The following is a 24,742-nucleotide window of genomic DNA, read 5'->3' on the forward strand; positions in this document are numbered from 1 at the left end:
TTGTCACAGGACTCACATCGTGAGGTCATCGTGACCTCCGACTGACGTCTCAGGCGGCCGTGTCCTCGCTGCGGTGCGTGGTCACCTCGGCGATCACGGCCTCGCCGGGCTGGCCGGACGGCTCCGTCGCTGCACCCCGCGACGTCGTGGCTGCGGTCGGAGTCACGAGCGGGTCGTCGACGCGCAGCCACCGCCGCAGCACCCAGTCGACGACGAGCCCGATGACGAACCCCCCGACGACCCCGACGACCACGCCGACGAGCGGTGAGTGACCCAGGACGGTCCCCGTGCCGATCCCGATGAGGGTCGAGTACAGGGCCCACGTCACGGCCGCGATCGACGTGAGCAGCACGAACCTGCCCCGCCGGAAGCCGAGCGCCCCCGCGGTCATGTTCACCGCGACGCGGCCGACCGGGATGTAGCGGGCGGCGATGATGAAGGCGGCGCCCCGGTCACGCAGGGCACGCTCCGCCCAGTCCAGCAGCACCTGCCCCCGCCTGCCGCGGAACCCGCGCAGGTCCCGGATGCGCAGGGACCTGCCGATCTGGAACGCGATCTGGTCACCGGTGAACGCCCCCAGCGCCGCGCACAGGATGACCGGCCACAGGACCGGGCTGCCCGTCGACGTCGACAGGGACGCGAGGGCGATGACGAACGACTCGCTGGGGATCGGGGGGAAGAACCCGTCGATCGTGGCGAACCCGAACAGCACCGCGAACACCCACGGCGACGCCGCGAGCTCCAGCGCCCACTCGAGCACGTGCCCTCCCCTCGTCGTGCCCACCCCGACGGGGCCGACGTGACCACGCTAGGCGCGCCGCACCCCCCCGTACATCGGGTATCCCCCCGAATCAGCCCGGAGAGACACCGATCTCGTCCCTCGGGATGGCGCGTCCCCGACCGGTCTCGTCCCCGAGGTGGACGTACCGCTCGACGAACGCGCGCAGCACCGGCGGCACCGTGCGCACGCCGCTGGTCCGCGCGTCCGTGACGACCTGCGCGGCCTCGGCGGGGTCGAAGTAGCCGTCGTAGCGATACGCCTCGACGCGCGTGGCGAGCCCGTCGGCATCGAGCTCCGGGTGGAACTGCGTGGCGTACACGTTCCGGCCGACACGGAACGCCTGCACGGGCGCGGTCGCCGATCGCGCGAGCAGCACCGCACGCGGGGGCAGCACGCTGAGCGACTCCTTGTGCCCCACGAACGCCCCGAAGCGCGCGGGAGCGACGCCCATCACCGGGTCCGCCCGACCGGCGGGCGTGAGCTCGACCGTGACGGCGCCGACGGGCTCGGGGTGCGCACGGTCGACCACGCCGCCCTGGTGCCTGCCGAGGGTGCCGATGCCGTAGCAGGCGCCGAAGAACGGGAAGTCCGCGGGGACGACCACATCGAGCAGCCGCGCCAGGTCCGCCTCGACCCGCCGCTGGACGGCCGACTTGTCGTCCTCGACGTCGCTCACGCAGAACGGGCCCCCGCCGAGCAGGATGCCGGACCACGCGCGGAGGTCGACGTCGCCGAGCGGGGCCGCCTCGAGCCGCACCCGGTGCAGGGTCGCCTCGTCGAGGCCCGTGCAGCGCAGCATCGCCGCGTACTCGTCGTCCGCGGGGGTGTCCTCAGGACGCACCCCGAGGAACAGGAAAGGCCTCATGGCGTCTCCTCTCCGGCACCTCCGGGCGCCGTGCGCGGCAGGTCGAACCCGAGCGCCCGCGCGGCCTCGTGGGGGACAGGTTCCGACCCCCAGTGTGCCCCCCAGGCGTCCGTCGCGGACAGCGAGCGCGTCAGCGCCCGGTCGACGTACAGCGTGCCGCGCAGGTGGTCGGTCTCGTGCTGCACGATCCGGGCGGGCCACCCCGTGAGGACCTCGTCGATCGCGGTGCCCGCCTCGTCCAGCCCTGTCAGGCGCACGGCGCGGGCACGCACGACCACGGCCTGGTACCCGACGACGCTCAGGCAGCCCTCGTAGAAGCCGACCTCGTCGTCCCCGACCGGGGCGTACGCCGGGTTGACCAGCACGCGGCGGGCCAGTGCGGGCCGTTCGCGGACCCGCGCCGCCTCGTCGTCACCCGCACCCGGGTCCTCGACGACCGCGATCGCGAGCGGCAGCCCGATCTGCGGTGCGGCCAGGCCGACGCCGGGGGCAGCCCGCATCGTGCGGTGCATGAGCGCGAGCAGCTCGTCGAGCTCCCCGGCGCGGAGCTGGCCGTCGTACGGCCAGGCGACCGAGCGCAGGACCGGGTGCCCGGCCTGGACGATCGGCGCGACGGAGTCGGGCCCGGCGGCACGCGCCGCCTCGAGCGTGCGCTGGACCAGCTCGCGCACCACCCGGTCGTGTCCGGACATCCTGCTCCTCCTCCTCGACCTGGCCGTCACCGCGACGCGACGCGACGCGACGTGGCTACCCCAGGGACAGACGCTCCCGGACCACGTCGGCCAGGTCCTGCGCGATGCGATCGGCCTGCTCCTGGGTGCCCGCCTCGACCATCACGCGCACGAGCGGCTCCGTGCCCGACGGGCGCAGCAGCACGCGTCCGGTGTCGCCGAGCTCCGTGGACGCCGCGGCGACCGCCTCGGTGAGCACGGCGTCGTCGGTGCGGGAACGGTCCACGCCGGACACGTTCACCAGGACCTGGGGCAGCCGCCGGACGAACCCCGCCAGCTCCGCCAACGGGCGCCCGGTCTCGACGACGCGCGCTGCGAGCTGCAGCGCCGTCAGCAGCCCGTCGCCGGTCGTGGCGTGGGCGGCCATGATGATGTGGCCGGACTGCTCGCCGCCCAGCCCGAACCCGCCGGCACGCATGGCCTCGAGCACGTACCGGTCACCCACGCCCGTCTCGACGGTCGCGATGCCGGCGTCGCGCATCGCGATCCGCAGGCCGAGGTTGCTCATGACTGTCGTGACCAGGGTGCCGTGCGGCAGCTCGCCACGCTCGTGCAGAGCGACCGCGAGCACGCCCATGATCTGGTCGCCGTCGACGAGCGCACCCGTCGCATCGACCGCGAGGCAGCGGTCGGCGTCGCCGTCGAACGCGACGCCGAGGTCGGCGTGCGCCGCCACGACGGCCGCCTGCAGCTGCTCGGGGTGGGTCGACCCGCACGCCTCGTTGATGTTGCGCCCGTCGGGCGACGCGTTGATGACCACCACGTCCGCGCCCGCCTCGCGCAGCGCTGCCGGGCCGACCTCGCTCGCCGCGCCGTTCGCGCAGTCGACGACGATGCGCAGCCCGTCGAGCCGCGTGCTGATCGTCCCCACCAGGTGGTCCACGTACTGCTGCCCCGCGAGGCTCACGTCCATGCGGATCCGCCCGACGTCACCACCCAGGGGCCGGTCCCAATCCTCGCCCATGCGCGCCTCGATGGCCGCCTCGACGTCGTCGTCGAGCTTCCGGCCCCCGCGCGCGAGGAACTTGATGCCGTTGTCGGGCATCGGGTTGTGCGAGGCGGACAGCACGACGCCGATGTCGACGCCGCGCGCGGCGGTCAGGTAGGCGACCGCCGGGGTGGGCAGCACACCGACGTTGTCCACGTCCACACCAGCAGACGCCAGACCAGCGGCGACGGCCGCCGAGAGGAACTCGCCGGACACCCGCGAGTCACGGCCGATCAGCGCACGGGGGCGGTGCCCCGCGAAGTCCCCGCGTGAGGCCAGCACGTGCGCCGCGGCGACGGACGCGTCGAGCGCGAGCTCCGCCGTGACGTCCCGGTTGGCCAGGCCTCGCACCCCATCGGTCCCGAACAGTCGACCCATGCCCGACTCCTTCGTCCTGCCGCCCGTCCACGTCCCCCAGGGACCTGCGGCCGGCGCCGTACCTGTCTGTTCCCGGCGTCGCGAGCCGCGTGCCGGTGCGTGCGACCCCGGCATGCCGATGGCCCCGGCGGTCTGTCGACCTCCGGGGCCATCGGGCCGGAGCGTTGCGTCAGCGCTTCGAGTACTGCGGCGCCTTGCGGGCCTTCTTCAGACCCGCCTTCTTGCGCTCCACCACGCGTGCGTCACGCGTGAGGAAGCCGGCCTTCTTGAGCGCCGGGCGGTTGTTCTCCGCGTCGATCGCGTTGAGCGCACGGGCGATGCCCAGGCGCAGCGCGCCGGCCTGGCCGGAGACGCCACCACCGGTGATGCGCGCGACGACGTCGAAACGACCCTCGACGTCGACGAGCTTCAGCGGTGAGTTGACAAGCTGCTGGTGCACCTTGTTCGGGAAGTACTCCTCGAGCTCACGGCCGTTGATCTTCCACTGGCCGGTGCCGGGCACCAGACGGACGCGGGCGACAGCCTCCTTGCGGCGGCCGAGCGCCTGGCCCGGTGCCGTGAGGGACTGCCCGCGGCCGGTGGGCGCAACGGTCTCGGAGGTGTAGCTGGTGGGCGTGTCGTCGCCCTCGTACTCGGTCTCGACGGTGGTCTGAGCCACGGGATCCTCGCGTTCTGGGTTGATCTGCCGCAGCAGCCGGTGGCTTACTGCGCCACCTGGGTGAGCTCGAACGGCTTCGGCTGCTGGGCCGCGTGCGGGTGCTCCGCACCGCGGTAGACCTTCAGCTTGCTGATCTGCCCACGACCGAGGGTCGTGTGGGGCAGCATGCCGCGGACTGCCTTCTCGATCGCACGCTCCGGGTGCTTCTCAAGAAGGTCGACGTAACGGGTCGCCCGCAGACCACCCGGGTAACCGGAGTGGCGGTAGGCGAGCTTGGTCTCACGCTTGTTGCCGGTGAGCGCGACCTTCTCCGCGTTGATGACGATGACGAAGTCGCCGCCGTCGACGTGGGGGGCGAAGGTCGCCTTGTGCTTGCCGCGCAGCAGGGTGGCCACGTGGCTGGCCAGACGGCCGAGCACGACGTCGGTCGCGTCGATGACGTACCAGTTCCGCTCGACGTCGCCGGGCTTCGGGGTGTACGTGCGCACGGGGTGCCTCTGTCTCGTGATACGTGTCGTGGCCGGGCGCTCACGGGCGACCGGCCGAGGATGGCTGTCGGAGCATCCCGCCCGGCGAGTGGGATCGCACCAGGACGGCCATCGGCACTCGGTGGTGAGAAGCCACCGGTGCGCAACAGGGGACGCACAACGACACAACAGACTACCCGGCGCGGGGCCCCAGGCAAAACTGGCGTCCCGTGCCACGTGCTCACGCACGGTTCACCGCACGCGCTGCACGCGTCCAGCGTCCCACACGGGCGTCGGGGTCTCGACGACCGACCCGTCGGCGGCGAAGACCAGGAAGCGGTCGAACGTCCGCGTGAACCACCGGTCGTGCGTCACCGCCAGCACCGTGCCCTCGAACCCTGCCAGGCCGACCTCGAGCGCCTCGGCCGAGTGCAGGTCGAGGTTGTCGGTCGGCTCGTCGAGCAGCAGCAGCGTCGCGCCGCCGAGCTCCAGCAGCAGGATCTGCAGTCGCGCCTGCTGGCCGCCGGACAGCGTCTCGTAGCGCTGCTCGGCGGCCTCGACGAGCTCGTAGCGGTCCAGCGCGCGGCTCGCGGCCTCGCGCCCCAGGCCCGCGCGGTGCCCGTCCCCCCGGTGCAGGATCTCGAGCAGGGTGCGACCGACCAGCTCGGGGTGCGTGTGGTTCTGCGCGAACCAGCCGGGCCGTACGCGGGAGCCGAGGACGACCGTCCCGGTGTGCGCGACCGGTGCCGCCGGGGTGTCTCCGGCCGGTGCGTGCTCGGGGTCGCTGCCGCCCGCGGCGAGCAGCCGCAGGAAGTGGGACTTGCCCGAGCCGTTGGAGCCCAGGACCGCCACGCGCTCGCCGTACCAGACCTCCAGGTCGAACGGCTTCATCAGGCCCGTGAGCCCCAGGTCCCCGGCGACCACCGCGCGCTTGGCGGTCCGACCGCCGCGCAGCCGCACGGCGACGTGCTGCTCGCGGGCCAGGACGGCCGGCGGGCCCGCCTCCTCGAACTTGCGCAGGCGCGTCTGCGCGGCGTGGTACCGGGAGGACATGCCGTCGTTGAACGTGGCCTTGAGCTTGAGCGAGGCGACGAGCTCGCGCAGCTGGACGTGCTCCTCCTCCCAGCGCCGCAACAGCTCCTCGTCACGCGCCCGCCGGTCGGCGCGCGCTGCGGCGTACGACGCGAACCCGCCGCCGTGGACCCACACCCGGGCGCCGCCCGGCGTCGGCTCCAGGGTCGCGACGTGCGTCGCGACGCGGGCGAGCAGCTCGCGGTCGTGGCTGACGAACAGCACGGTCCGGCCGCTCTCGACCAGCCGGTCCTCGAGCCAGCGCTTGGTCGGCACGTCGAGCGCGTTGTCCGGCTCGTCGAGGAGCAGCACCTCGTCCGGCCCGCGCAGCAGCGCCTCCAGCACCAGCCGCTTCTGCTCGCCGCCGGACAGCGTACGCACGTACCGGTGGCCGGCGCGCTCGAACGGCAGGGACAGGACCGCGTCCGTCACGCGGTCCCAACCCACCTCGGCCTCGTACCCGCCGACGTCCGCCCAGTCCGCGAGCGCCTGCGCGTACCGCATCTGCGTCGGCTCGTCGTCGACCTCCATCATGGCCAGCTCGGCGGCCGCCAGCTCGGCCGCGGCCTGTCGGACGGCCGCCGGCGCGAGGCTCGCGAGCAGGTCGCGCACGCTGCGCTCGTCGTCGATGCGTCCGACGTCCTGGCGCATGACGCCCAGCCCGCCGCTGCGCTGCACCGACCCCGCGTGCGCGGGCGTGTCACCGGTGATGATGCGCAGCAGCGTCGACTTGCCGACGCCGTTGGGTCCGACCAGCGCCACCCGGGCACCGTCGCCGACGCGGAACGTCACGTCCCGCAGGAGGGGACGCCCGTCAGGGAGCGTGTAGCCGACACCGCCGACGTCGAGATGACCCATGGGGCACAGTGTGGGCCCCGGTGCACGGTGGGCCGAAACGCTGTGGCCTGCCACGGCGTCCTGTGGCGCGACGGTGCGAGCGATGCTTGGGTCGTGGGCATGAGTGAGGACACCCCAGCCACCAGCACCGACCCTGCCCTCGGTTCCGAGGGCGACAGCAACCAGCTCCCCGGCGAGGACACGCTCGTCGAGCGCGGCGTCGAGGACCCGTTGGACGAGGGCGTCGCTCCCCCGGAGCGACCCCGCCCGGCGTCCGCGCACTTCGGTGAGACCGCGTGGGAGGAGGCGCGCGGCGAGACCCTCGACCAGCGCGTCGCCCAGGAGGAGCCGGAGATCTGGGAAGTGCAGGCCCCGCCCGCGGCCAACCGTGACGAGCTGCGCGCGGGACGCCTGGTCGAGGACGACGACGCGGTCGAGGCCGGCGGCAACGACACGTTCGCGCTGGACGCAGGCGTGGACGGGGGCGCCGCCTCCGCCGAGGAGGCGGCCGTGCACGTCATCGACGAGGACCACCTGGGCCTCGACGTCACCCTGGACGACGACGAGGTCACGTCCGACGACGTCGGGGGCGAGGAGCCCGGCGCCGTCTGAGACACCTCCTCCTGCGTCGCCGCGTGCGCCGACGTGGTGCGGGGCGTCCGTCAGCCGCAGCAGCCCGCGGCCGGCGGCGCGCCGTCCACGTCGTGCTCGCTGCGGCGCGCACGGGTCTGCTCGGCGCGACGGGCCAGCTCGTCATCCGTCGGGTACGCCACGTGCTCGAGCGTCAGGCCGTGCGCCGCGACGACGGTCGCACCGCCCTGGCGGACACGCCCGTCGAGGAGCTCGCGCGGCCACGCGACCGGACGACGCCCCTCCCCCACCGCGAGGCTCGCGCCGACCAGCGCGCGCACCATGGAGTGGCAGAACGCGTCGGCCTGCACGTCGGCGACCACGAGCCCCGCGTCCGGTCCGGTGTCGGGGCGCGACCAGCCGAAGACCTCCAGCGTGCGGATCGTCGTCGCGTCGGGCCGCGGCTTGCAGTAGGCCGCGAAGTCGTGGCGCCCGACGAGCGTGCGCGCCGCCGCGTCCATCGCTGCCACGTCGAGCGGCCGGCGGTGCCACAGCACCCAGCCGCGGCGCAGCGGGTCGCGTGCAGCCTGCTCGTCGCAGACCCGGTAGGCGTAGCGGCGCCGCAGCGCCGAGAACCGGGCGTCGAAGCCGTCGGGCGCGCGGCGGACCGTGTGCACGACGAGGTCGCCCGGCAGGACGCCGGCGAGCCGCACGGCCAGCGCGTCCACGTCGTCCCGGTCCGACCGGCCGCGGGTCGCGGCGAGCGCGTCCACCCCCACGTCCACGTGCGCCACCTGCCCCCGCGCGTGGACGCCGGCGTCGGTGCGGCCCGCGACCGTGACCCGCGGCCGGGCCTCGCCCCGCGGGCCGGTGCGCAGCACCGTCGCGAGCCCGTCCTCGAGCTCACCCTGCACGGTGCGCAGGCCCGGCTGGCGGGCCCAACCGGCGAACTGCCCGCCGTCGTACGCCAGGTCGAGACGCAGCCGGACCGAACGCATCTGCTCGCCTGTCACGGGCCCCACCGTAACGGGCGGGATACCGTGGCACGGTGCCCCGCTCGTCCGAGCCCTACACCCTGGCCGTCGACTGCGGCGGCAGCGGAATCAAGGCGTCCGTGCTCGACGCCGCCGGCACGTTGCACGCGCCCGCCGTGCGCGTGCCCACGCCGTACCCCCTGCCGCCGTCACGCCTGGTGGACACCGTCGCCGACATCGCCGCGCGCCTGCCCGTCGCGCAGCGCGCCACCGTCGGGGTGCCCGGGATGATCCGCCACGGCGTCGTCGTCTCCACGCCCCACTACGTGACCCGCTCCGGGCCCCGCAGCGCCGTGCTCCCTGAGCTGCGTGCCGCGTGGGCCGGGTGCGACGTGCGGGCGCTGCTGGCGGAGCGCCTGGGCGTCCCGACGCTCGTGCTGAACGACGCGGAGGTCCACGGTGCCGGCGTCGTGTCGGGCACCGGTCTGGAGCTGGTGCTCACGCTCGGGACGGGCCTGGGGGCGGCCCTGTTCGACGGCGGGCGGCTCGCACCGCACCTCGAGCTCTCCCACGCGCCGGTGCGGTGGGGCACGACCTATGACGCGTACGTCGGCGAGCACGAGCGGGCGCGCCTCGGCGACGCGCTGTGGTCACGGCGGGTCCGCAAGGTCGTCGAGGGGTTCCGCCCCGTCTTCCACTGGGACCGGCTCTACCTGGGCGGCGGCAACTCCCGCCGCGTGACGGCCCCGACGCTCGAGCGGCTCGGTGACGACGTCGTCGTCGTGCCGAACCAGGCCGGCATCGTCGGGGGCGCCCGCGCGTGGGACCTCGACGGCCACGACGTCTGACGCGTCGGCGCGGGCGTCCAGCGTGTCCAGGACCTCCAGCAGCACCCGCGTGAAGCGCACCGGCTGCACCAGGCTCACCAGGTGCGTCGCCCCCGGCACGATGACGAGCCGGCCGTCACGGCAGGCCGCGAGGAAGCGGCGCTCCTCCCCGCGGAAGTGGTCGAAGCGGCCGTTGACGAGCCAGACGGGCGCGGCGACCCGCGCCAGGTCGGACAGCGGCGTCGCCGCGCGCATCGCGCGCATGGTGTCACCGACGACGTCGAGGGCGAACCCGCCCGCTCCGACGTCGACGGCCGCCGCCGGCGGCAGCGTGCGGTCGACGAGCGCCTGGTTGATGGCCGCACCGCGGTCGGGCAGCCGCGCGAAGAACCCGTCCGCCGCCGCACCCCACGCGCGCAGGACGGCCGGGTGCGGCCGCGAGCTGCAGGCCGCCGCCACGAGTCCGACCACCTGCTCCCGGTGGCGTGCCGCGTGCGCGATGGCGACGTACCCGCCGAGCGAGAGGCCGACGACGAGCGCCCGTCCCCCGACGGCGTCGACACCGTCCCGCACGGCCTGCAGCGCACCGTCCCACGTGAAGGTCTCCGCGATGCGCTCACCGTGCCCGGGCAGGTCCACGGCGAGCGCGACGTGACCGGCGCGTTCGAGCGACTCGACCTGCGCGCGCCACATCGTGCGGGACGCTCGCAGGCCGTGCACGAGGACGACGGGCGTCGCGGGTCCGGGCATGTGCCCGAGGCTAGTCCGCGCCGCGACGTCGGCGCCTGGCGACAACCGTCCGCGGCATGCGACAGGGCCCGGACACCGTGCGGTGTCCGGGCCCTGTCGTGGTGCGTCGGTGCGTCAGGCCTTGTCGCCCTCGGCGGGCGCGTCCTCGACCGGGGCGTCCTCGACGGGAGCGTCCTCGACCGGGGCGTCCTCGACGGGCGCGTCCTCGACGGGCTTCGCCGCCTTCTTGGGCGCGGCCTTCTCGGTGGCCTTGGTGGCCTCCTTGACGACGGCCTGCTTCGGCGACAGCGGCTCGAGGACGAGCTCGATGACGGCCATGGGGGCGTTGTCGCCCTTGCGCGGGCCGATCTTCGTGATGCGCGTGTAGCCGCCCTGACGGTCGGCGACGGCGGGCGCGATCTCCGTGAACAGGGTGTGCACGACACCCTTGTCACGGACGACGGTCAGCACGCGGCGACGCGAGTGCAGGTCACCGCGCTTGGCGAACGTGATGAGGCGCTCTGCCAGGGGACGCAGGCGCTTGGCCTTCGTCTCCGTGGTCGTGATCCGCCGGTGCTCGAACAGCGCCGTCGCGAGGTTCGCGAGGATGAGCCGCTCGTGCGCCGGGCTACCACCGAGCCGGGGACCCTTGGTGGGCGTGGGCATGGTCTCTACTCCTTGGGTTCTGCGATGAGGGCGACGTCCCGTGGCCGGCGCCTGGGCGCGCGGTCACGGGAGCACCTACGTCAGTACTGCTCGTCCTCGACGAAGTCGGTCTCGTCGTCCCCGTAGTAGCCACCGGCCGCCGAGGGGTCGAAGTCCAGCGGGCTGTCCTTGAGAGTCAGGCCGAGCTCGGCCAGCTTCTCCTTGACCTCGGTGATCGACTTCGCTCCGAAGTTGCGGATGTCCAGCAGGTCCGCCTCGGACCGAGCCACGAGCTCGCCCACCGTGTGGATGCCCTCGCGCTTGAGGCAGTTGTAGGACCGGATCGTGAGCTGCAGGTCCTCGATCGGCAGCGCCAGGTCCGCGGCCAGGGCGGCGTCGGTCGGCGACGGGCCGATCTCGATGCCCTCCGCCTCGACGTTGAGCTCACGAGCGAGCCCGAACAGCTCGACCAGCGTGCGGCCGGCCGACGCGAGGGCGTCACGCGGGCTGATCGCCGGCTTCGTCTCGACGTCGACGATGAGCTTGTCGAAGTCGGTGCGCTGCTCGACACGGGTCGCCTCGACCTTGTAGGTCACCTTGAGCACGGGCGAGTAGATCGAGTCGATCGGGATGCGGCCGATCTCGGCGTCGAACGACTTGTTCTGGTTGGCCGACACGTAGCCACGGCCGCGCTCGACGGTCAGCTCGATCTCGAGCTTGCCCTTCTCGTTCAGCGTGGCCAGGTGCAGCTCGGGGTTGTGGACCTCGACGCCGGCGGGCGGCACGATGTCCGCGCCGGAGACCTCGCCGGCACCCTGCTTGCGCAGGTACATCACGACGGGCTCGTCGTTCTCCGAGGAGACGACGAGGTTCTTGATGTTGAGGATGATCTCGGTGACGTCCTCCTTGACACCCGGGATCGTCGAGAACTCGTGCAGCACGCCGTCGATACGGATCGACGTCACAGCGGCGCCCGGGATGGACGACAGGAGCGTCCGGCGCATGGAGTTGCCGAGGGTGTAGCCGAAGCCGGGCTCGAGGGGCTCGATGGAGAACCGCGAACGGTGCTCCGAGATGACCTCTTCGGTCAGGGTGGGACGCTGTGCGATCAGCACGGTGTGTTTCCTCTCCGCGAGCGTCCGCCATATGACGCATTCGCAGGTACTGCGTGCCTGGACGTGCCTCGGTCTGCACGTCTGGGCGGGAGTGCGGGTGCGGTCCGACGTCGTGCCGTGCGCCCGTGGCCCCTCACGGGGCGACGCGCGTGGTCCGTGTCGGACACGCGAGGGCCGGGACGTGCGCCGTGAGGCACCGTCCCGGCCGTGCGTGACTCAGACGCGGCGGCGCTTCGGCGGACGGCAGCCGTTGTGGGCCTGCGGCGTCACGTCCTGGATCGAACCGACCTCGAGGCCGGCAGCCGTCAGCGAGCGGATCGCCGTCTCACGGCCCGAGCCGGGGCCCTTGACGAAGACGTCGACCTTGCGCATGCCGTGCTCCTGGGCGCGACGCGCGGCCGCCTCGGCGGCGAGCTGCGCGGCGAACGGGGTCGACTTGCGCGAGCCCTTGAAGCCGACCTGCCCGGACGAGGCCCAGGCGATCACGGCGCCCGACGGGTCGGTGATGGACACGATGGTGTTGTTGAACGTGCTCTTGATGTGCGCCTGGCCGTGGGAGACGTTCTTCTTCTCCTTGCGGCGCGGCTTGCGCACGGCGGTGCGGGACTTGGGAGGCATCTCTTCTTCTCTCGAGGTCTACGAATCGGTGGGCCGACGGGCGGGCGGTCAGCGACGAGCGCGACCGGCCCGCGTCGTCACTTGCGCCCGGCCTTCTTCTTGCCGGCGACGGTGCGCTTGGGGCCCTTGCGGGTACGCGCGTTGGTCTTGGTGCGCTGACCACGCACCGGGAGGCCGCGGCGGTGACGCAGACCCTCGTAGCTGCCGATCTCGACCTTGCGGCGGATGTCGGCGGCGATCTCGCGACGGAGGTCACCCTCGAGCTTGAAGCTGCCCTCGAGGAAGTCGCGCAGGGCGACGAGCTCGGTGTCGCCCAGGTCCTTGACCCGGACGTCGGGGCTGATGCCCGTGGCGGCCAGGGCCTGGTGCGCACGCGTGCGCCCGACCCCGAAGATGTACGTGAGGGCGACCTCGACCCGCTTGTCGCGGGGAAGGTCGACACCGATGAGACGTGCCATGTGCCTGGTGGCTCCTGTACTGCACTCGGAGGTCTGCCGCACCGTCCTCCCGCAGTCCTTGCGGGCCCCAGCCTCCGAGCTGGGGGTTCGCCGTCACCGGGGCCCGGGGGCCGCGGTCACGGAGTGGCGGTGCGCTTGCTGCCCCGGCGAGGGGGCGGTGGTGCTGGCTGCTCAGCCCTGGCGCTGCTTGTGGCGCAGGTTCTCGCAGATCACCTGGACGCGACCGTGCCGGCGGATCACCTTGCACTTGTCGCAGATCTTCTTGACGCTCGGCTTGACCTTCATCGCGTTCGTTCCTCCGCCGCCGCGCCCGGGCCACGTGGGTCCGACCGACGGCGTCTCGATGGTGGTGGTTACTTGTAGCGGTAGACGATGCGCCCGCGGGACAAGTCGTACGGGCTGAGCTCGACGACCACCCGGTCCTCAGGGAGGATCCGGATGTAGTGCTGACGCATCTTGCCCGAGATGTGGGCGAGCACCTTGTGGCCGTTCGCGAGCTCCACGCGGAACATCGCATTGGGCAGCGCTTCGACCACGCTGCCCTCGATCTCGATCACGCCGTCCTTCTTGGCCATGTCCTCCGCTAACTGTCGTGCTCGACTTGTCCTACCGGTGGTCGCCCCACCCCGCTGACCGTCCGGCGGACGCGCCGGACCCGCACGAGATCGTGCGGGCTGATCGAGGGGTGACTGGTCGCCGAACGAACGGCGCACACAACCAACGAGCAATCATACGGCATCCCGACGCCGGTCGGTACCGGTCGTCGACGCGCCGCGGGCGCGGGGACAGCGCCCCGCGCCCGTGCGCGGACGGGACGCCGTCCGCGCACGGGAGACGCTCAGCGTTCGACGGGCTCCACCCGACGAGCACGCGCAGCGAGGATCAGCGCCCCTCCCAGCAGGAGCACACCCGCCGACAGGGCGACGCCTGCGGCCGACGCGCCCGTGACCGCCAGCACGTCGTCGCCCTGGGCCGCCGCGCCCGAGGCCGGCCCGGACGTCGCGGCGCCGACGGCTGCCGTCGAGGTCGGTTCCGGGCCGTCGGGCGACGTGGTCGAGGTCGGCTCCGCGGTGGCCGACGGCGCCGGCGCGCCCGTCGGGGTCGGCTCGCCCGTCGGTGTCACCGTGGGCTCGGCCGTCGGAGCCGGACCCGCCGTCGGCTCGGCCGTGGGCGTGGGCTCAGCGGTCGCCGTGGGCTCGGCCGTCGCCGTCGGCTCGGACGTCGGCTCGGACGTCGGCTCAGACGTCGGCTCAGACGTCGGCGTCTGCGTCGGCTCAGACGTCGGCTCGGCCGTGGGCGTGGGCTCTGCCGTCGCCGTGGGCTCAGACGTGGGCCCGGCCGTCGGCTCAGACGTCGGCTCGGCCGTGGGCGTGGGCTCAGCCGTCGCCGTCGGCTCAGACGTCGGCGTCGGCTCAGACGTCGGCTCGGCCGTCGGGTCAGACGTCGGCTCGGCCGTCGGCTCAGACGTCGGCTCAGTCGTCGGTTCAGTCGTCGGCTCAGACGTCGGCTCGGCCGTGGGCGTGGGCTCGGCCGTCGCCGTGGGCTCAGCCGTCGCCGTGGGTTCGGCCGTCGGCTCAGACGTGGGTTCGGCCGTCGGCTCAGACGTGGGTTCGGCCGTCGGCTCAGACGTCGGCTCCACCGTCGGAGTCGGCTCGACCGCGCTGCTCGTGCACGGCACGCTGCCGAGGAAGAGGCTGGTGTGCACTTCGCTGCCCTGCGCGATCCCGACGAAGCTCTGGGCGATGATCTGCCCCTCGAACTCGCGCTCGTCGACCACGACACGAGCCGTCGGCGCGTACACCGCGCCGCGGACCGGCTCGTGCAGCGTCCGCAGCGTCACTGTCCCGGTGAGGTCGGACAGGTCCCACAGGACGTAGCTCGCCATGTCTCCGTCCTTGCCGGCCTGCGCGACGCTCGGCAGCACGAGGACCCCACCGACGACGTCGGCGGGCGCGACCTTGACGATGAGGGAGCTGCCGGTCGGTCCGTACCCCGCCAGAGCGAACTTGCCGGTGCCGCCGTACCGGGCGACGACCGCGGACAACGTGGTCCGGTTGGCTCCGCCGGGCGCGAGGACGATCGGCTGGTTCTGGTCCGACGGGTAGGTCGGCGTGAGCCAGACGTCGGTCTGTGCCAGCAGCGCCGCGCCCGCGTCCGGCCCGAAGTAGTCGGTGAACGCGCGCTGCGCCTGGAGCGTCGAGGCCTCGGCCGTCGTCTGCGTGAACGACTCGATACCGGGCCGCTGGTTCGCGTTCAGCCCGCCCCACGCGGAGGTCGCGCCCGCCCAGAAGGCGAGGTGATCTGCGTCCTCGAATCCCGGCCGCACCTCGAAGCCGACAGGCGTGGACGTGTCCACGAGCACCGCGTGCCCGTCGAGGTCCCCGTAGCCCGTGACGCCCGTGCTGCCCTGCGTCTTGACCTTGACCGCACGGACCGGGCCGGCCCCCGGGGTGTAGGCGTTGGCGAGGAGGCGGTTCACGTGGCCGTCGACCACGGGCAGGCCGTACGCGGCGTTCCCGGCGATGGCGTGCACGATCGGGAAGTCGCCCTGGTGCACGCTCCCCACGGTCAGGGTGCCGCCGACCGCGAGCGACCCCTCGACCTCGCTGTTGTCGAGCAGCATGTCGCCGGAGGTCCAGATCGTGTAGCCGTGCTCGGCGCCGACGGGCGTCGCGGCGCCCATGGGGTTGACGGTCTCACCCGCCACGCACACACCGGCGACGTCCGCCTGGACCGGGCCGGCGACGAGCCCGACGGAGACCATCACCACGCTCCCGGCGACCGCGACTGCTGCGGCGCGTCGGCGCAGCGAGGTACTCCCGCTGCGCGAGTCGGGGGTGGTACGGCGGCGGTCCATCGGTGTCTGCTCCTTCGTCGCGGCTGCCAGTCGGCCGCTGCGACGCACCGTTACGCGCAGAACGCCACGGCCGCCCTCACTCTCCCCCTCCGCGACGAGGCTGGGCCGCGACGGTGCAGGGTGCACGCCCGCGGGCACCGTCCGCTCACCCCTTCGTGTGCGACGTCACGCTTTCGGAGCCGTCGACCCTGTGTCCACCACCTCGCCGGGGTCGAGGCCGATCACCTTCCCGGCGGCGGCTCGACGGCCGGCCGGGCGGCTCGGGTCAGAGCGAGGCGACCTCGACACCGAGGGCGCGCAGGCGCGCCGCGCCGCCGTCGCGGGCCGTGAGCACGAGGACGCCGTCCTCGAGGATCGCGACGGTGTGCTCCCAGTGCGCCGCCCTCGACCCGTCGTCGGTGACGACGGTCCAGTCGTCGGCCAGCGTGTGGTTCTCCTGCGACCCGCGCACCAGCATCGGCTCGACGGCCACGCACAGGCCGGGACGCAGCTTCAGCCCGCGGTCCCGGGTACGGAAGTTCGGGACGTCGGGCGGCTGGTGCATCGCGGTGCCGATCCCGTGGCCGACGTAGTCCTCGACGATGCCGAACGGTGCGGCCGACGTCCGCGCGGCCGCGGCCTCGACGACGTCCTCGACGGCCTCCCCCACCACGGCGAGCCGGTCACCGGTGGCGAGTGCCGCGATACCGGCCCACATGGCGTCCTCGGTCGTCGCCGCGAGCTCCACGTCCGCAGGGTCCGCGGGGTCGAGGACGACCGTGAACGCGGAGTCACCGTGCCAGCCGTCGACGACGGCACCGCAGTCCACCGAGACGACGTCGCCGGGCTGGAGCACGCGGGGGCCGGGGATCCCGTGCACGATCTCGTCGTTGACCGAGACGCACAGCGACGCGGGATAGCCGTGGTACCCGAGGAACGAGGGCGTGCCGCCGCGTGACGTGATGACGTCCTCGGCCACCGCGTCGAGCTCGGCGGTCGTCATGCCGGGCGCGAGCGCGTCCCGCACCGCGTCGAGCGCGTCCGCGACGACGAGTCCCGCACGCCGCATGACAGCGACCTGCTCAGGAGTCTTGTACTCGACCCGCTCACGACCGAACACGACTGCTCCCTCAGGAGACGGACGGGCTGAGCACGGCGACGAGCCGTGCCGTGACCTCGTCGACCTCACCCAGGCCGTCGACCTGCACGAGCAGGCCCCGGGCCGCGTAGACGCGCGAGATCGGCGCGGTCTGCTCGGCGTACACGTCGAGCCGGTGCCGGACGACGTCCTCGGTGTCGTCCGCGCGGCCCTCGATCTGCGCGCGCTTCGTCAGGCGGTCGACGACGACCTGCGGGTCGACCGTCAGCTCCACAGCCAGGTCGATCTCGGTCCCCGCCGCGGCCAGGATCTCGTCGAGTGCGGCGACCTGGGCGACGTTGCGCGGGTACCCGTCCAGCAGGAACCCGTCGACCGCGTCGGCCTGCGCGAGCCGGTCCCGCACGAGCTCGTTCGTCAGCTCGTCGGGGACCAGCGCGCCGGATGCCGTGATGTCCTGCACGCGCCGGCCCAGCTCCGTGCCGTTCTTGATGTTCGAGCGGAAGATGTCGCCCGTCGAGATGGCTGGGACACCCAGTCGCTCGGCCAGGCGGGCGGCCTGCGTTCCCTTGCCCGCACCGGGGGGGCCGAGCAGGACCAGACGTGAACTCAACGCAAGAACCCTTCGTAGTGCCGCTGCTGCAGCTGGGACTCGATCTGCTTGACGGTCTCGAGGCCGACACCCACGACGATGAGGATCGACGCCCCACCGAACGGGATGTTGGCACCCACGCCCAGCACGATGAACGCGATCATCGGGATGAGCGCGACCAGGGCCAGGTAGATCGATCCCGGCGTGGTGATGCGGGTGATGACGTAGTCGAGGTACTCGGCCGTCGGGCGGCCTGCGCGGATGCCCGGGATGAAGCCGCCGTACTTCTTCATGTTGTCCGCGACCTCGTCCGGGTTGAACGTGATCGCCGTGTAGAAGAAGCAGAAGAAGATGATCAGGACGATGTAGATCGCCATGTGCAGCGGCGCAGACGGGTCGGCCACGTGCACGCTGATCCACTGCACCCAGCCCGCGGTCGCGTCACCGAACTGCGCGATCAGCGTCGGCACCGCGAGCAGCGAGGACGCGAAGATCACGGGGATGACGCCGGCCATGTTGATCTTGATCGGGATGTAGGTGCTCGACCCGCCGTACATGCGGCGCCCGACCATGCGCTTCGCGTACTGCACCGGGATCCGGCGCTGCGACTGCTCGACGAACACGACGAGCCCGATGATCAGCACCACGATGGCCAGCACCGCGACGAACTTGCCCGCACCGTTGTTGCCGCCGGCGATCGACCACAGCGCGCCGGGGAACGACGCGGCGATCGACGTGAAGATGAGCAGCGACATGCCGTTGCCGACACCGCGCTCGGTGATGAGCTCGCCGAACCACATGATCAGGCCGGTGCCCGCGGTCATCGTGATGACCATGATGAGCAGCGTCAGCGGGTTGTCGTCCGGGATGACGTCGACCGTGCAGTTCTGGAACAGGGTGCCGCTACGGGCGAACGTGATGATCGTCGTCGACTGCAGGATCGCCAGGCCGATCGTCAGGTACCGCGTGTACTGCGTGAGCTTCGCGGTGCCGGACTGCCCCTCCTTGTGGAGCTCCTCGAACTTGGGGATCACCACGCGCAGGAGCTGGATGATGATGCTCGCCGTGATGTACGGCATGATCCCCAGCGCGAACACCGACAGCTGCAGCAGGGCGCCACCGCTGAACAGGTTGACCAGCCCGAGCAGGTCGTTGTCCGCGGTCTGCTCGATGCAGACCTGCACGTTCGGATAGCTCACCCCCGGGGTCGGCAGGAACGACCCGACGCGGAAGAGCACCATCATCCCGATGGTGAAGAGCAGCTTGCGCCGCAGGTCGGGCGTTCTGAACGCCCGAGCGAATGCACTGAGCACTTGTCGTCCTCCTGCTGTGTGGGCCGTCCTCCGACCCCGTCGCCGTCGATGAGCGGGACGGACCGCCGGTAGAGACTACCTCGCGGACGGCGTGCTGCTGTCCCCGGTCAGGTGGTGGACGCCGCGACGACGGCGCGCGACCCCCAGCAGGAGCGTCCCGACGCCCATGCCCACGACCGCCACGAGCCCCGCGCGCAGCACGTCGAGCCCGGTGAGGGCGAGCTGCCCGGCGTCGTCACGCGCTCCTGCGACCGCAGCGTCGGCCGCCGGGCGAGGGTCGGTCCCCGCGCCGGTGCCGGTCGACGGCGCCGCCGAGGGGGCCGGACCGGTCGTGTCGCCCGAGATCTGGAAGCGGACGACGAACGAGGCCGCGCGCTCCCCGACGACGGACCGGTTGCCGGTGGTGGCGTCGACCGGCAGCTCGTACGCGACCTCCAGCCGCGTGGTGGCGCCCTGCGCGAGGTGGGTCTGCGCGATGAGGGTGTCGCCTGCGACGTCGAGCTCCCGGAACGAGGACCCGTCGTCCTGCGACGCCGTCACCCAGTCCAGCCGCAGGTCGTCGTAGAACCCGTCGCTGCTGCCCGGGTCCGCGTCGAGCAGCTCCACCTGCGTGACCCAGGCACGCAGCGTGCCGCCCGTGGGCCCGTCGTTGCGGACGGACACCGCACGCCGGGCCCGGTCACCCGGAACGGTGACAGGAACGCCCACGAACGACCGCTCCGCGCTCGCCCGTGCGGAGCCGTCCCAGGCGAGCGAGACCGTGGGGCCCTCCCAGGCGACGTCGACGGCCGCGGCGGGGACGGCCGGGGCGACGGTCGCCAGCAGCGCGGCCGTCGCCACCGCGGCGATCCGCGCGGCCCTCACGGCGTGCCGCCAGGTCGGGACGTCGCGAACGCGAAGGTGAGCCGGTGGGTGGGCTCGGCGGCAGGGTCGAGCGTCGCGCGCGCCGTGGCCGTCCAGGAGTCGGTGGCGGTCAGCGGTGACGGCGAACCGAGTCCGGGGATGACGGGCGTGCCCGTGGCCGTGGCCGTGTTGGTGTGGCTGCCGGTGGCCGGCACGAAGCGCGCCACGAGGCACCAGTACTCGGAGACGAGGGCGGTGCTCGACGTGTACGCCGTGGACCACGGCGTCGAGGACGTCGCCGCCGTGGCAGTGGTCCCCGTGGTGCAGGCGGCGGCGGACGCGACCTTGTACAGCGACCAGCGCGAGGCCCCGAAGACGCCGCCGGAGATGCTCGGCGTGACCGTGTACGTCAGGCCGCGGTGGCCCTGCGCGAGCGAGTCGACCTGCACGGGGACCGCCACCGCCCCGCCCGTCGGCCCGCTGCCGAGGAGCGCCGCCGCCTGCGCCGGACCGAAGTCGAAGGTGAGCGACTGCCCGTCCGCGGTCGCGTAGGTCGCGAGCGTGCCGGGCGTCGCGGGCGCACCGACGCCGAAGACCGTGACGCCCACGGGCATGCGCGCCGTGCCGCTGAGCTCGGCGCGCCACAGCGCGAGCGTGCTGCCCGTGCCGGCACCCACGAGGGCCGCCACCAGCAGCACGACGACCGGGAGCAGCCAGGCGTGCGGGTGGCGCCACACGGGGCGCGTCGTGTCCTGCGCCATCAGAAGCCCTCTCCCTGACGCACCTGCGCGAGCTCCACGACGACCGTGCCCAGCGAGGTCACGGGCGCCGAGCCGACCGCGGTGGGAGCGACGACGACCGACGACGTGCCGGTGAACGCGAAGGTGACGGTCACCGACCAGGGCGTCGTGCCCCACGCCGCGACCTCTGCGGACGTGATGTTGTCCACGCCGGCGGGGACCGTGAGGGGCGAGCCGACCGGCTGCGGCGCCGTCGAGGTGCCGTCGGGCATGGTCACGACGTAGGTGGCGACGACCCGGTCGGCGGGCAGGAGGCTCGGCGGGCTCGTCCAGCGCACGTTGACGCGCGCTGCGAGGTTGTCTCCCGTCAGCACCGTGCGGAACTGCTGGCGCAGCGTGAACGTGTCGCCGGGCGTCGCGAGGTGGTTCGCCGTCATCTGGTCGGACCGCATCGTGAACGAGTGGGCGGGCGTGACGTCCGGGCTCGTCTCCGTCCAGGTCGGGGTGCCGACGAACTCGAGCGCCAGGTTCCCCGACCGGACGACAGGCATCGCGAGCGAGGCGTCCTGGCCCCACAGCGCGTGCGTGATCCCGGCCGTCGCACCCGCGACGACCAGGGCGGACGCCACCAGCGCCAGCGTGCGGCGCGCCCTCACCGGCCGGCCTCCGCCGGGAGCGCGGCCGGTGCTGCGGCCGGGGGTGCCTGCTGGGGCAGCGCGCCGGCGCCCGGCGCGGGAGCCTGCGGCGTGCCGTCCGACCGGCGCCGCTCCGGGCGCAGGACCATGACGGCGCCGTAGACGAGCAGCGCCACGGCGACGCCGACGACGATCAGCCCGCGCTGCTGTCCCAGAGCGAGGGACACGTGCCCGACCCACGGCACGTGGTAGACGGCCACGGCCTTGATCTGCGCGGGGAGCAGCGGGGCGTCGTCGGCGCTGTTGGCGTCGCCGCGCGTCACGAACATCGTCCCGTCGGCCGTGAACAGCTTGCCGACCACGCGGTGGGTGATGAGCGTCGGGTCGTCGGAGACGGGCTGGAACGTCACGACGTCGCCGACCTGGACCTCGGCCGTGGCGTCATCGACGCCACGGACGACGACCACGTCGCCGGGATCGTACGTCGGCACCATCGAGCCGGTGAGCACCGTGAGTGCCGCACCGTCGAGAGCCTTGGGGACCACCGCGAGCGCGACCGCCGCGGCGAGGAGCACGACCAGCGCGAACGTCGCCAGGGCCGAGACCAGGCCGGACAGCCAGCTGTCGCGCTGGGCGACGGTCGTGGTGCTCACGGGGTCCTCCTCGGGTGGTCGACGGTGCGGGATCGGGCGGGGCACGGACGGGCGGGGTACGGACGGACGGGCGGGGCGGGCCGTGGGCCCGCCCCGCCCGGGGATCAGGACGAGAAGCCGGCGCCCGTGCGGACCTGCGTCAGCGAGACGCCCACGTTGCCGAGCACGGTCGACGCGGTGACGTTGTTGCGGGCCTGGCCGGAACCCGTGTCCGTGAAGGTCGCGGTCACGACCACCGTGAGGGTCGTCGTGCCGTCCTCCTCCACGAGGATCGTCGTCGGCGTGGTCGCCTCCAGGCTCTTGTCGTTGGCGGCGAAGCGGAGCGTGGCCGGTGCGCCGTACGTGCCGGCCGCCACGGGCGTCGTGGTGTCGCCCTCGGCGAACACCTCGTAGCCGAGGACCAGGCCGTTGAGGGCCCCGGGCGCGACCGACGTGAGGTCGAGCCGGGCTGCCAGGTTGTCGCCCACGAGCGTCACGTCGACCGTCTGCGTGCCCTTGGCGACGTCACCAGGCACCATGCGCCAGGTGTCGAGGTCGATCGCGTGGTTCGCGTCACCGCGGGGCGCCGAGGCGTCGATCCACGAGAGCGACTCGTCGGCCACGACGTTCAGGTCACCGTTGACGATCGTGCCGCCTTCAACCGTGTCCTGCGCGCTCCACAGCGCAAAGGTCGAACCACCGCTGAGCAGTGCGATACCGGCGACGCCGGCGATGATGCCCTTGGTCTTGTTCTTCATGGTCGTGCCTTTCTGAGGGTGGTCGCCCGGAGGGCGGAGCAGCGCGTCCGGGCGGGCGTCTGCGGGTTTCTGGTGGGACGGGTGGGACGGGTGGGGCTGCGGAGCGTGGTCCCTTGCGTCAGGGATACGGCACCACCGTCCCCGTGGCCGTGCAGGTGACGGTGGCACCGACCGCGAGGGTGCCGAGATCCACGGACGTGCCAGGCGTACGGCCGGGACAGGTGAGGGTGGTCGTGCCGCCGGTCGACGTGGAACCGGCGACCGTCGTGCGGATCTGCGACCAGGTGTCCGAGACCACGACGCCGGCCAGCGGGACGGAGCCGGTGTTGCGCACGACGTAGTGCCACACGACCGCGGTCCCGGGAGCCAGCTCGACGCCGCTCGCGAGCTCCGTCGACAGATCGGTCGCGCGGTAGGCCTGCTTGTCGATCGTCATGCCGGGCCGGTAGAGGTCCACCCGCGCGCACTGCCCGGTGAGCTGCTCGTCGGAGCCCGCGACGCAGGTGACGCCGCCGTTGATCGCCGCGGTCGACACCGCCACGACGTTCGTCAGGACCTGGTCGCCCGGGCCACCTGCGCTCGATCTCATCGTCATGTCGTACGTCAGCGTCACCGAGCCGTTGGCCGCCACCGTGCCGCTCCACGCGAACCGGCCGGTGCCGTTGTCGGTGAACGTCGAGCCCGCGGGCCGCGTCACCGTCCCGAGCGTCGCGTCGTCGAGCGCGCCCGCGTAGTCGTCGACGAGGTACGCCGTGACCGCCCCCGCGCCCGCGTTCGAGACGGTCACGGTGTACCTGACCGTGCCGCCCGCGGGCATCGTCACGGCGTTCGCCGTCTTCGTGACCCGCACCGTGGCGGTCAGGGTGACCTGCCAGTCCTCGACCTCGCCGGCGACGATGGGCGTCGTGGCGGTCAGGAGCTGAGCATCGGTGGTGGCCGCCGCCACGCGCAGCGTCCGCAGGCCGAGCTGCGACGCCGTGACGGTCACGCCCGACCACGTCAGGGTGGTCGCGCCACCCGTGCAGGCCGCGGTGTTCGTCTGCTCGCCCGTGTTGAAGACGCCGTTGGCGTTCCAGTCGAGCCAGCCCCGGACACGTCCGCCGGTGCATGCCACGGACAGGGTGTACGTCGACGCGACCCCCACCCGCGCCGTGAGCCTCGGCGCCGCCGCGAAGGCGTCCTCGTCGGGCCTGACCGTCGTCGCACCGGTGGTGCCGTTGGGCACCGCCCAGCCGGTGTCACCGGTCGCGTCGGCGCTGTGCGGCACCGTGCGGTTGGGGAAGGCCTGGGCGCCCAGGCGCGTGGCCGGGGCCGCCATGGTGGCGAGCGTGAAGTTCGCGGCCAGCACGTTGGTGACCGTCGCGCCGACCGTCGTACCGGCGGTCCACGTCGGCTGCACGACGGCGGGGCCGTGCCCGTAGGTCTCGGCGGCGTCGCCGTAGTCGGCGCCCAGGACGTACCCGACGGCCGCTGCGGTCTGCCCCGCACTCCCGTCGAGGTGGAGGTTCAGCGTCGTGGCACCCTGTGCCAGCGCCACGGCAGTCGCCGAGTACTGCCCGGCCGGGCACTCCCCGTTCGCCGAGAACGTCAGCGCGTTGCCCGACACCGCCGCGCGGTACTGCGTGCCGCACGTCCCGGCATAGCGGTCGATGACGCGCCACGTGGTCGCGGTCGTGCCGGTCGCCCTGATGGACTCCTCGGCCTTGGTCGACTCGGCGTCCGCCACCACCAGGCCGGCGAGCGGGACCGTCTGGGCCGTGCGCGTTCCGGTGAAGCCGGCGGCCGCGTAGGTGGCCAGCTCGGCGACGCACGACACGGTGACGTCGCGGTCGGTGCCCAAGGGCGCCCTGAAGCCGGCGATGAGGTTGTTGGCGGCGCCCTGTGCGGTCCGGTACAGCTGCGGCAGCCCGTCCGCCGTCCACGTCCCGGGGCGGTAGACGTCGACGTCCTGCTGGTGCCCGCGCGTCATCGTGCACGCGACCTCCAGGCGGGCGTCGGCGCTGAGGTCCTGCCGGGTGGTGACCGTCGTGGTCGCCTGGGTGCCGGCACTGGCGCCACCTGGGAGCACCTGACCGGGGGTTCCCCAGTTGATCCAGACGATGCGGTCCTTGTAGCGCCCCGCGCCCTCGGTGGCCATGAGGGCCGACCCGCTGTTCGTGCTCGTGGCGAGGTCACCGACCGCCGCCGCAGCGGGCGTCGCGGTCATGGCGTCGACGACCGGCGCGAGCCCGAGACCGAGCACGAGCGCGAGCGCTGCGCCGAGGGCGGCGCGACGTGCGCCACCTCCACGCTGCGTGCGCGCGACTGCATGCATGACCGGCTCCTGGGGGTTCCCCTGGCGATCGTCGGTGCGCGCTCCTGGCGAGCGCACGCTCACTCCGAGGACCGCGTGCAGGGCTAGTAGGTCACCCGTCCTGGACGGGCGTCCACTTGCACAGACTGGGCGACACCGGTCACATCGGGGCCTACGGCCCCACAACGACAGGTGCTATCCCCCACCCGCCCGACAACTTTCACCCGAGCGCCCGAAAGTCGAAGCGCTTGCCACGCGCGAGCCCTGCCTGCCGCTACCTCGTCGACGTCGT

At 73.0% G+C, this 24,742-nt stretch carries 26 protein-coding genes and 1 pseudogene; 2 read left to right on the forward strand and 25 right to left on the reverse strand.

The window, feature by feature from the left end; translation table 11 throughout:
- Positions 1-49 precede the first annotated feature (49 nt).
- From NP048_RS13205 to NP048_RS13235, 7 genes are all read right to left on the reverse strand, one after another.
- Complete coding sequence (locus tag NP048_RS13205; RefSeq protein WP_227576105.1) at positions 50-760, reverse strand: DedA family protein; 711 nt, start codon at positions 758-760, stop codon at positions 50-52.
- Between the two features lie 91 nt (positions 761-851).
- On the reverse strand, positions 852-1,646 hold the full coding sequence (locus NP048_RS13210; RefSeq protein ID WP_227576106.1) for a glutamine amidotransferase: 795 nt from the start codon (positions 1,644-1,646) through the stop codon (positions 852-854).
- Positions 1,643-2,338, reverse strand: coding sequence for a peptide deformylase (locus tag NP048_RS13215; protein WP_227576107.1), 696 nt, complete (start codon positions 2,336-2,338; stop codon positions 1,643-1,645). Before NP048_RS13215 ends, NP048_RS13210 begins: the two co-directional genes overlap by 4 nt.
- Positions 2,339-2,393: 55 nt before the next feature.
- Positions 2,394-3,743 (reverse strand): phosphoglucosamine mutase, encoded by a 1,350-nt coding sequence (gene glmM, locus NP048_RS13220; RefSeq protein WP_227576108.1) that lies wholly within the window; start codon positions 3,741-3,743, stop codon positions 2,394-2,396.
- 169 nt (positions 3,744-3,912) lie between these two features.
- Complete coding sequence (rpsI, locus tag NP048_RS13225; RefSeq protein ID WP_227576109.1) at positions 3,913-4,401, reverse strand: 30S ribosomal protein S9; 489 nt, start codon at positions 4,399-4,401, stop codon at positions 3,913-3,915.
- A 44-nt stretch (positions 4,402-4,445) separates the two neighbouring features.
- Entirely contained in the window at positions 4,446-4,889 is a 444-nt protein-coding gene (rplM, locus tag NP048_RS13230) for a 50S ribosomal protein L13 (RefSeq protein WP_191782414.1), read from the reverse strand.
- A 231-nt stretch (positions 4,890-5,120) separates the two neighbouring features.
- On the reverse strand, positions 5,121-6,797 hold the full coding sequence (locus tag NP048_RS13235; protein ID WP_227576110.1) for an ATP-binding cassette domain-containing protein: 1,677 nt from the start codon (positions 6,795-6,797) through the stop codon (positions 5,121-5,123).
- A 99-nt stretch (positions 6,798-6,896) separates the two neighbouring features.
- Here NP048_RS13235 and NP048_RS13240 point away from each other — a divergent pair, with 99 nt between their 5' ends.
- Entirely contained in the window at positions 6,897-7,388 is a 492-nt protein-coding gene (locus NP048_RS13240) for a DUF5709 domain-containing protein (protein WP_227576111.1), read from the forward strand.
- Positions 7,389-7,438: 50 nt separating this feature from the next.
- Here NP048_RS13240 and truA read toward each other — a convergent pair whose 3' ends face one another.
- Complete coding sequence (gene truA / locus NP048_RS13245; RefSeq protein ID WP_227576640.1) at positions 7,439-8,344, reverse strand: tRNA pseudouridine(38-40) synthase TruA; 906 nt, start codon at positions 8,342-8,344, stop codon at positions 7,439-7,441.
- A gap of 50 nt (positions 8,345-8,394) precedes the next feature.
- On the opposite strand from truA, the gene NP048_RS13250 reads away from it, so the two are divergent.
- Positions 8,395-9,168, forward strand: a complete 774-nt coding sequence (locus NP048_RS13250; protein ID WP_227576112.1) for an ROK family protein — start codon at positions 8,395-8,397, stop codon at positions 9,166-9,168.
- 111 nt (positions 9,169-9,279) lie between these two features.
- Here NP048_RS13250 and NP048_RS13255 read toward each other — a convergent pair.
- From NP048_RS13255 to NP048_RS13335, 17 genes and pseudogenes are all read right to left on the reverse strand, one after another.
- Positions 9,280-9,897, reverse strand: a pseudogene (locus NP048_RS13255) (alpha/beta fold hydrolase); the annotation flags it as partial.
- Positions 9,898-10,011: 114 nt separating this feature from the next.
- Positions 10,012-10,542: a 50S ribosomal protein L17 gene (gene rplQ / locus NP048_RS13260; RefSeq protein ID WP_227576113.1), complete on the reverse strand. Its 531-nt coding sequence runs from the start codon at positions 10,540-10,542 to the stop codon at positions 10,012-10,014.
- Between the two features lie 80 nt (positions 10,543-10,622).
- Positions 10,623-11,636 (reverse strand): DNA-directed RNA polymerase subunit alpha, encoded by a 1,014-nt coding sequence (locus NP048_RS13265; protein ID WP_227576114.1) that lies wholly within the window; start codon positions 11,634-11,636, stop codon positions 10,623-10,625.
- A 216-nt stretch (positions 11,637-11,852) separates the two neighbouring features.
- Positions 11,853-12,254: a 30S ribosomal protein S11 gene (gene rpsK, locus NP048_RS13270; RefSeq protein ID WP_046528973.1), complete on the reverse strand. Its 402-nt coding sequence runs from the start codon at positions 12,252-12,254 to the stop codon at positions 11,853-11,855.
- Between the two features lie 77 nt (positions 12,255-12,331).
- Complete coding sequence (rpsM, locus tag NP048_RS13275) at positions 12,332-12,712, reverse strand: 30S ribosomal protein S13 (RefSeq protein WP_046528974.1); 381 nt, start codon at positions 12,710-12,712, stop codon at positions 12,332-12,334.
- Between the two features lie 171 nt (positions 12,713-12,883).
- On the reverse strand, positions 12,884-12,997 hold the full coding sequence (gene rpmJ, locus NP048_RS13280; protein WP_013117849.1) for a 50S ribosomal protein L36: 114 nt from the start codon (positions 12,995-12,997) through the stop codon (positions 12,884-12,886).
- A gap of 68 nt (positions 12,998-13,065) precedes the next feature.
- Positions 13,066-13,287 (reverse strand): translation initiation factor IF-1, encoded by a 222-nt coding sequence (gene infA, locus NP048_RS13285; RefSeq protein ID WP_012867920.1) that lies wholly within the window; start codon positions 13,285-13,287, stop codon positions 13,066-13,068.
- 263 nt (positions 13,288-13,550) lie between these two features.
- Positions 13,551-15,569, reverse strand: coding sequence for a collagen-binding domain-containing protein (locus NP048_RS13290; protein WP_227576115.1), 2,019 nt, complete (start codon positions 15,567-15,569; stop codon positions 13,551-13,553).
- 265 nt (positions 15,570-15,834) lie between these two features.
- Positions 15,835-16,668 carry a type I methionyl aminopeptidase gene (gene map / locus NP048_RS13295; protein ID WP_227576116.1) on the reverse strand — a complete coding sequence of 278 codons (834 nt, stop codon included), beginning with the start codon at positions 16,666-16,668 and terminating at the stop codon, positions 15,835-15,837.
- Between the two features lie 10 nt (positions 16,669-16,678).
- Positions 16,679-17,257: an adenylate kinase gene (locus NP048_RS13300; RefSeq protein ID WP_227576117.1), complete on the reverse strand. Its 579-nt coding sequence runs from the start codon at positions 17,255-17,257 to the stop codon at positions 16,679-16,681.
- Positions 17,254-18,549, reverse strand: a complete 1,296-nt coding sequence (secY, locus tag NP048_RS13305; protein WP_227576118.1) for a preprotein translocase subunit SecY — start codon at positions 18,547-18,549, stop codon at positions 17,254-17,256. The genes NP048_RS13300 and secY overlap by 4 nt, the downstream gene beginning before the upstream one ends.
- A gap of 75 nt (positions 18,550-18,624) precedes the next feature.
- Complete coding sequence (locus tag NP048_RS13310; RefSeq protein ID WP_227576119.1) at positions 18,625-19,413, reverse strand: hypothetical protein; 789 nt, start codon at positions 19,411-19,413, stop codon at positions 18,625-18,627.
- Entirely contained in the window at positions 19,410-20,153 is a 744-nt protein-coding gene (locus NP048_RS13315; RefSeq protein ID WP_227576120.1) for a hypothetical protein, read from the reverse strand. The genes NP048_RS13310 and NP048_RS13315 overlap by 4 nt, the downstream gene beginning before the upstream one ends.
- Positions 20,153-20,788: a hypothetical protein gene (locus NP048_RS13320; protein WP_227576121.1), complete on the reverse strand. Its 636-nt coding sequence runs from the start codon at positions 20,786-20,788 to the stop codon at positions 20,153-20,155. Before NP048_RS13320 ends, NP048_RS13315 begins: the two co-directional genes overlap by 1 nt.
- Positions 20,785-21,420: a signal peptidase I gene (locus NP048_RS13325; protein ID WP_227576122.1), complete on the reverse strand. Its 636-nt coding sequence runs from the start codon at positions 21,418-21,420 to the stop codon at positions 20,785-20,787. The genes NP048_RS13320 and NP048_RS13325 overlap by 4 nt, the downstream gene beginning before the upstream one ends.
- Positions 21,421-21,524: 104 nt before the next feature.
- Complete coding sequence (locus tag NP048_RS13330; protein WP_227576123.1) at positions 21,525-22,157, reverse strand: alternate-type signal peptide domain-containing protein; 633 nt, start codon at positions 22,155-22,157, stop codon at positions 21,525-21,527.
- Positions 22,158-22,275: 118 nt separating this feature from the next.
- Positions 22,276-24,471 (reverse strand): CshA/CshB family fibrillar adhesin-related protein, encoded by a 2,196-nt coding sequence (locus tag NP048_RS13335; RefSeq protein ID WP_227576124.1) that lies wholly within the window; start codon positions 24,469-24,471, stop codon positions 22,276-22,278.
- Between the last annotated feature and the right edge of the window lie 271 nt (positions 24,472-24,742).

Source organism: Cellulomonas xiejunii (assembly GCF_024508315.1).
Lineage (GTDB): Bacteria > Actinomycetota > Actinomycetes > Actinomycetales > Cellulomonadaceae > Cellulomonas > Cellulomonas xiejunii.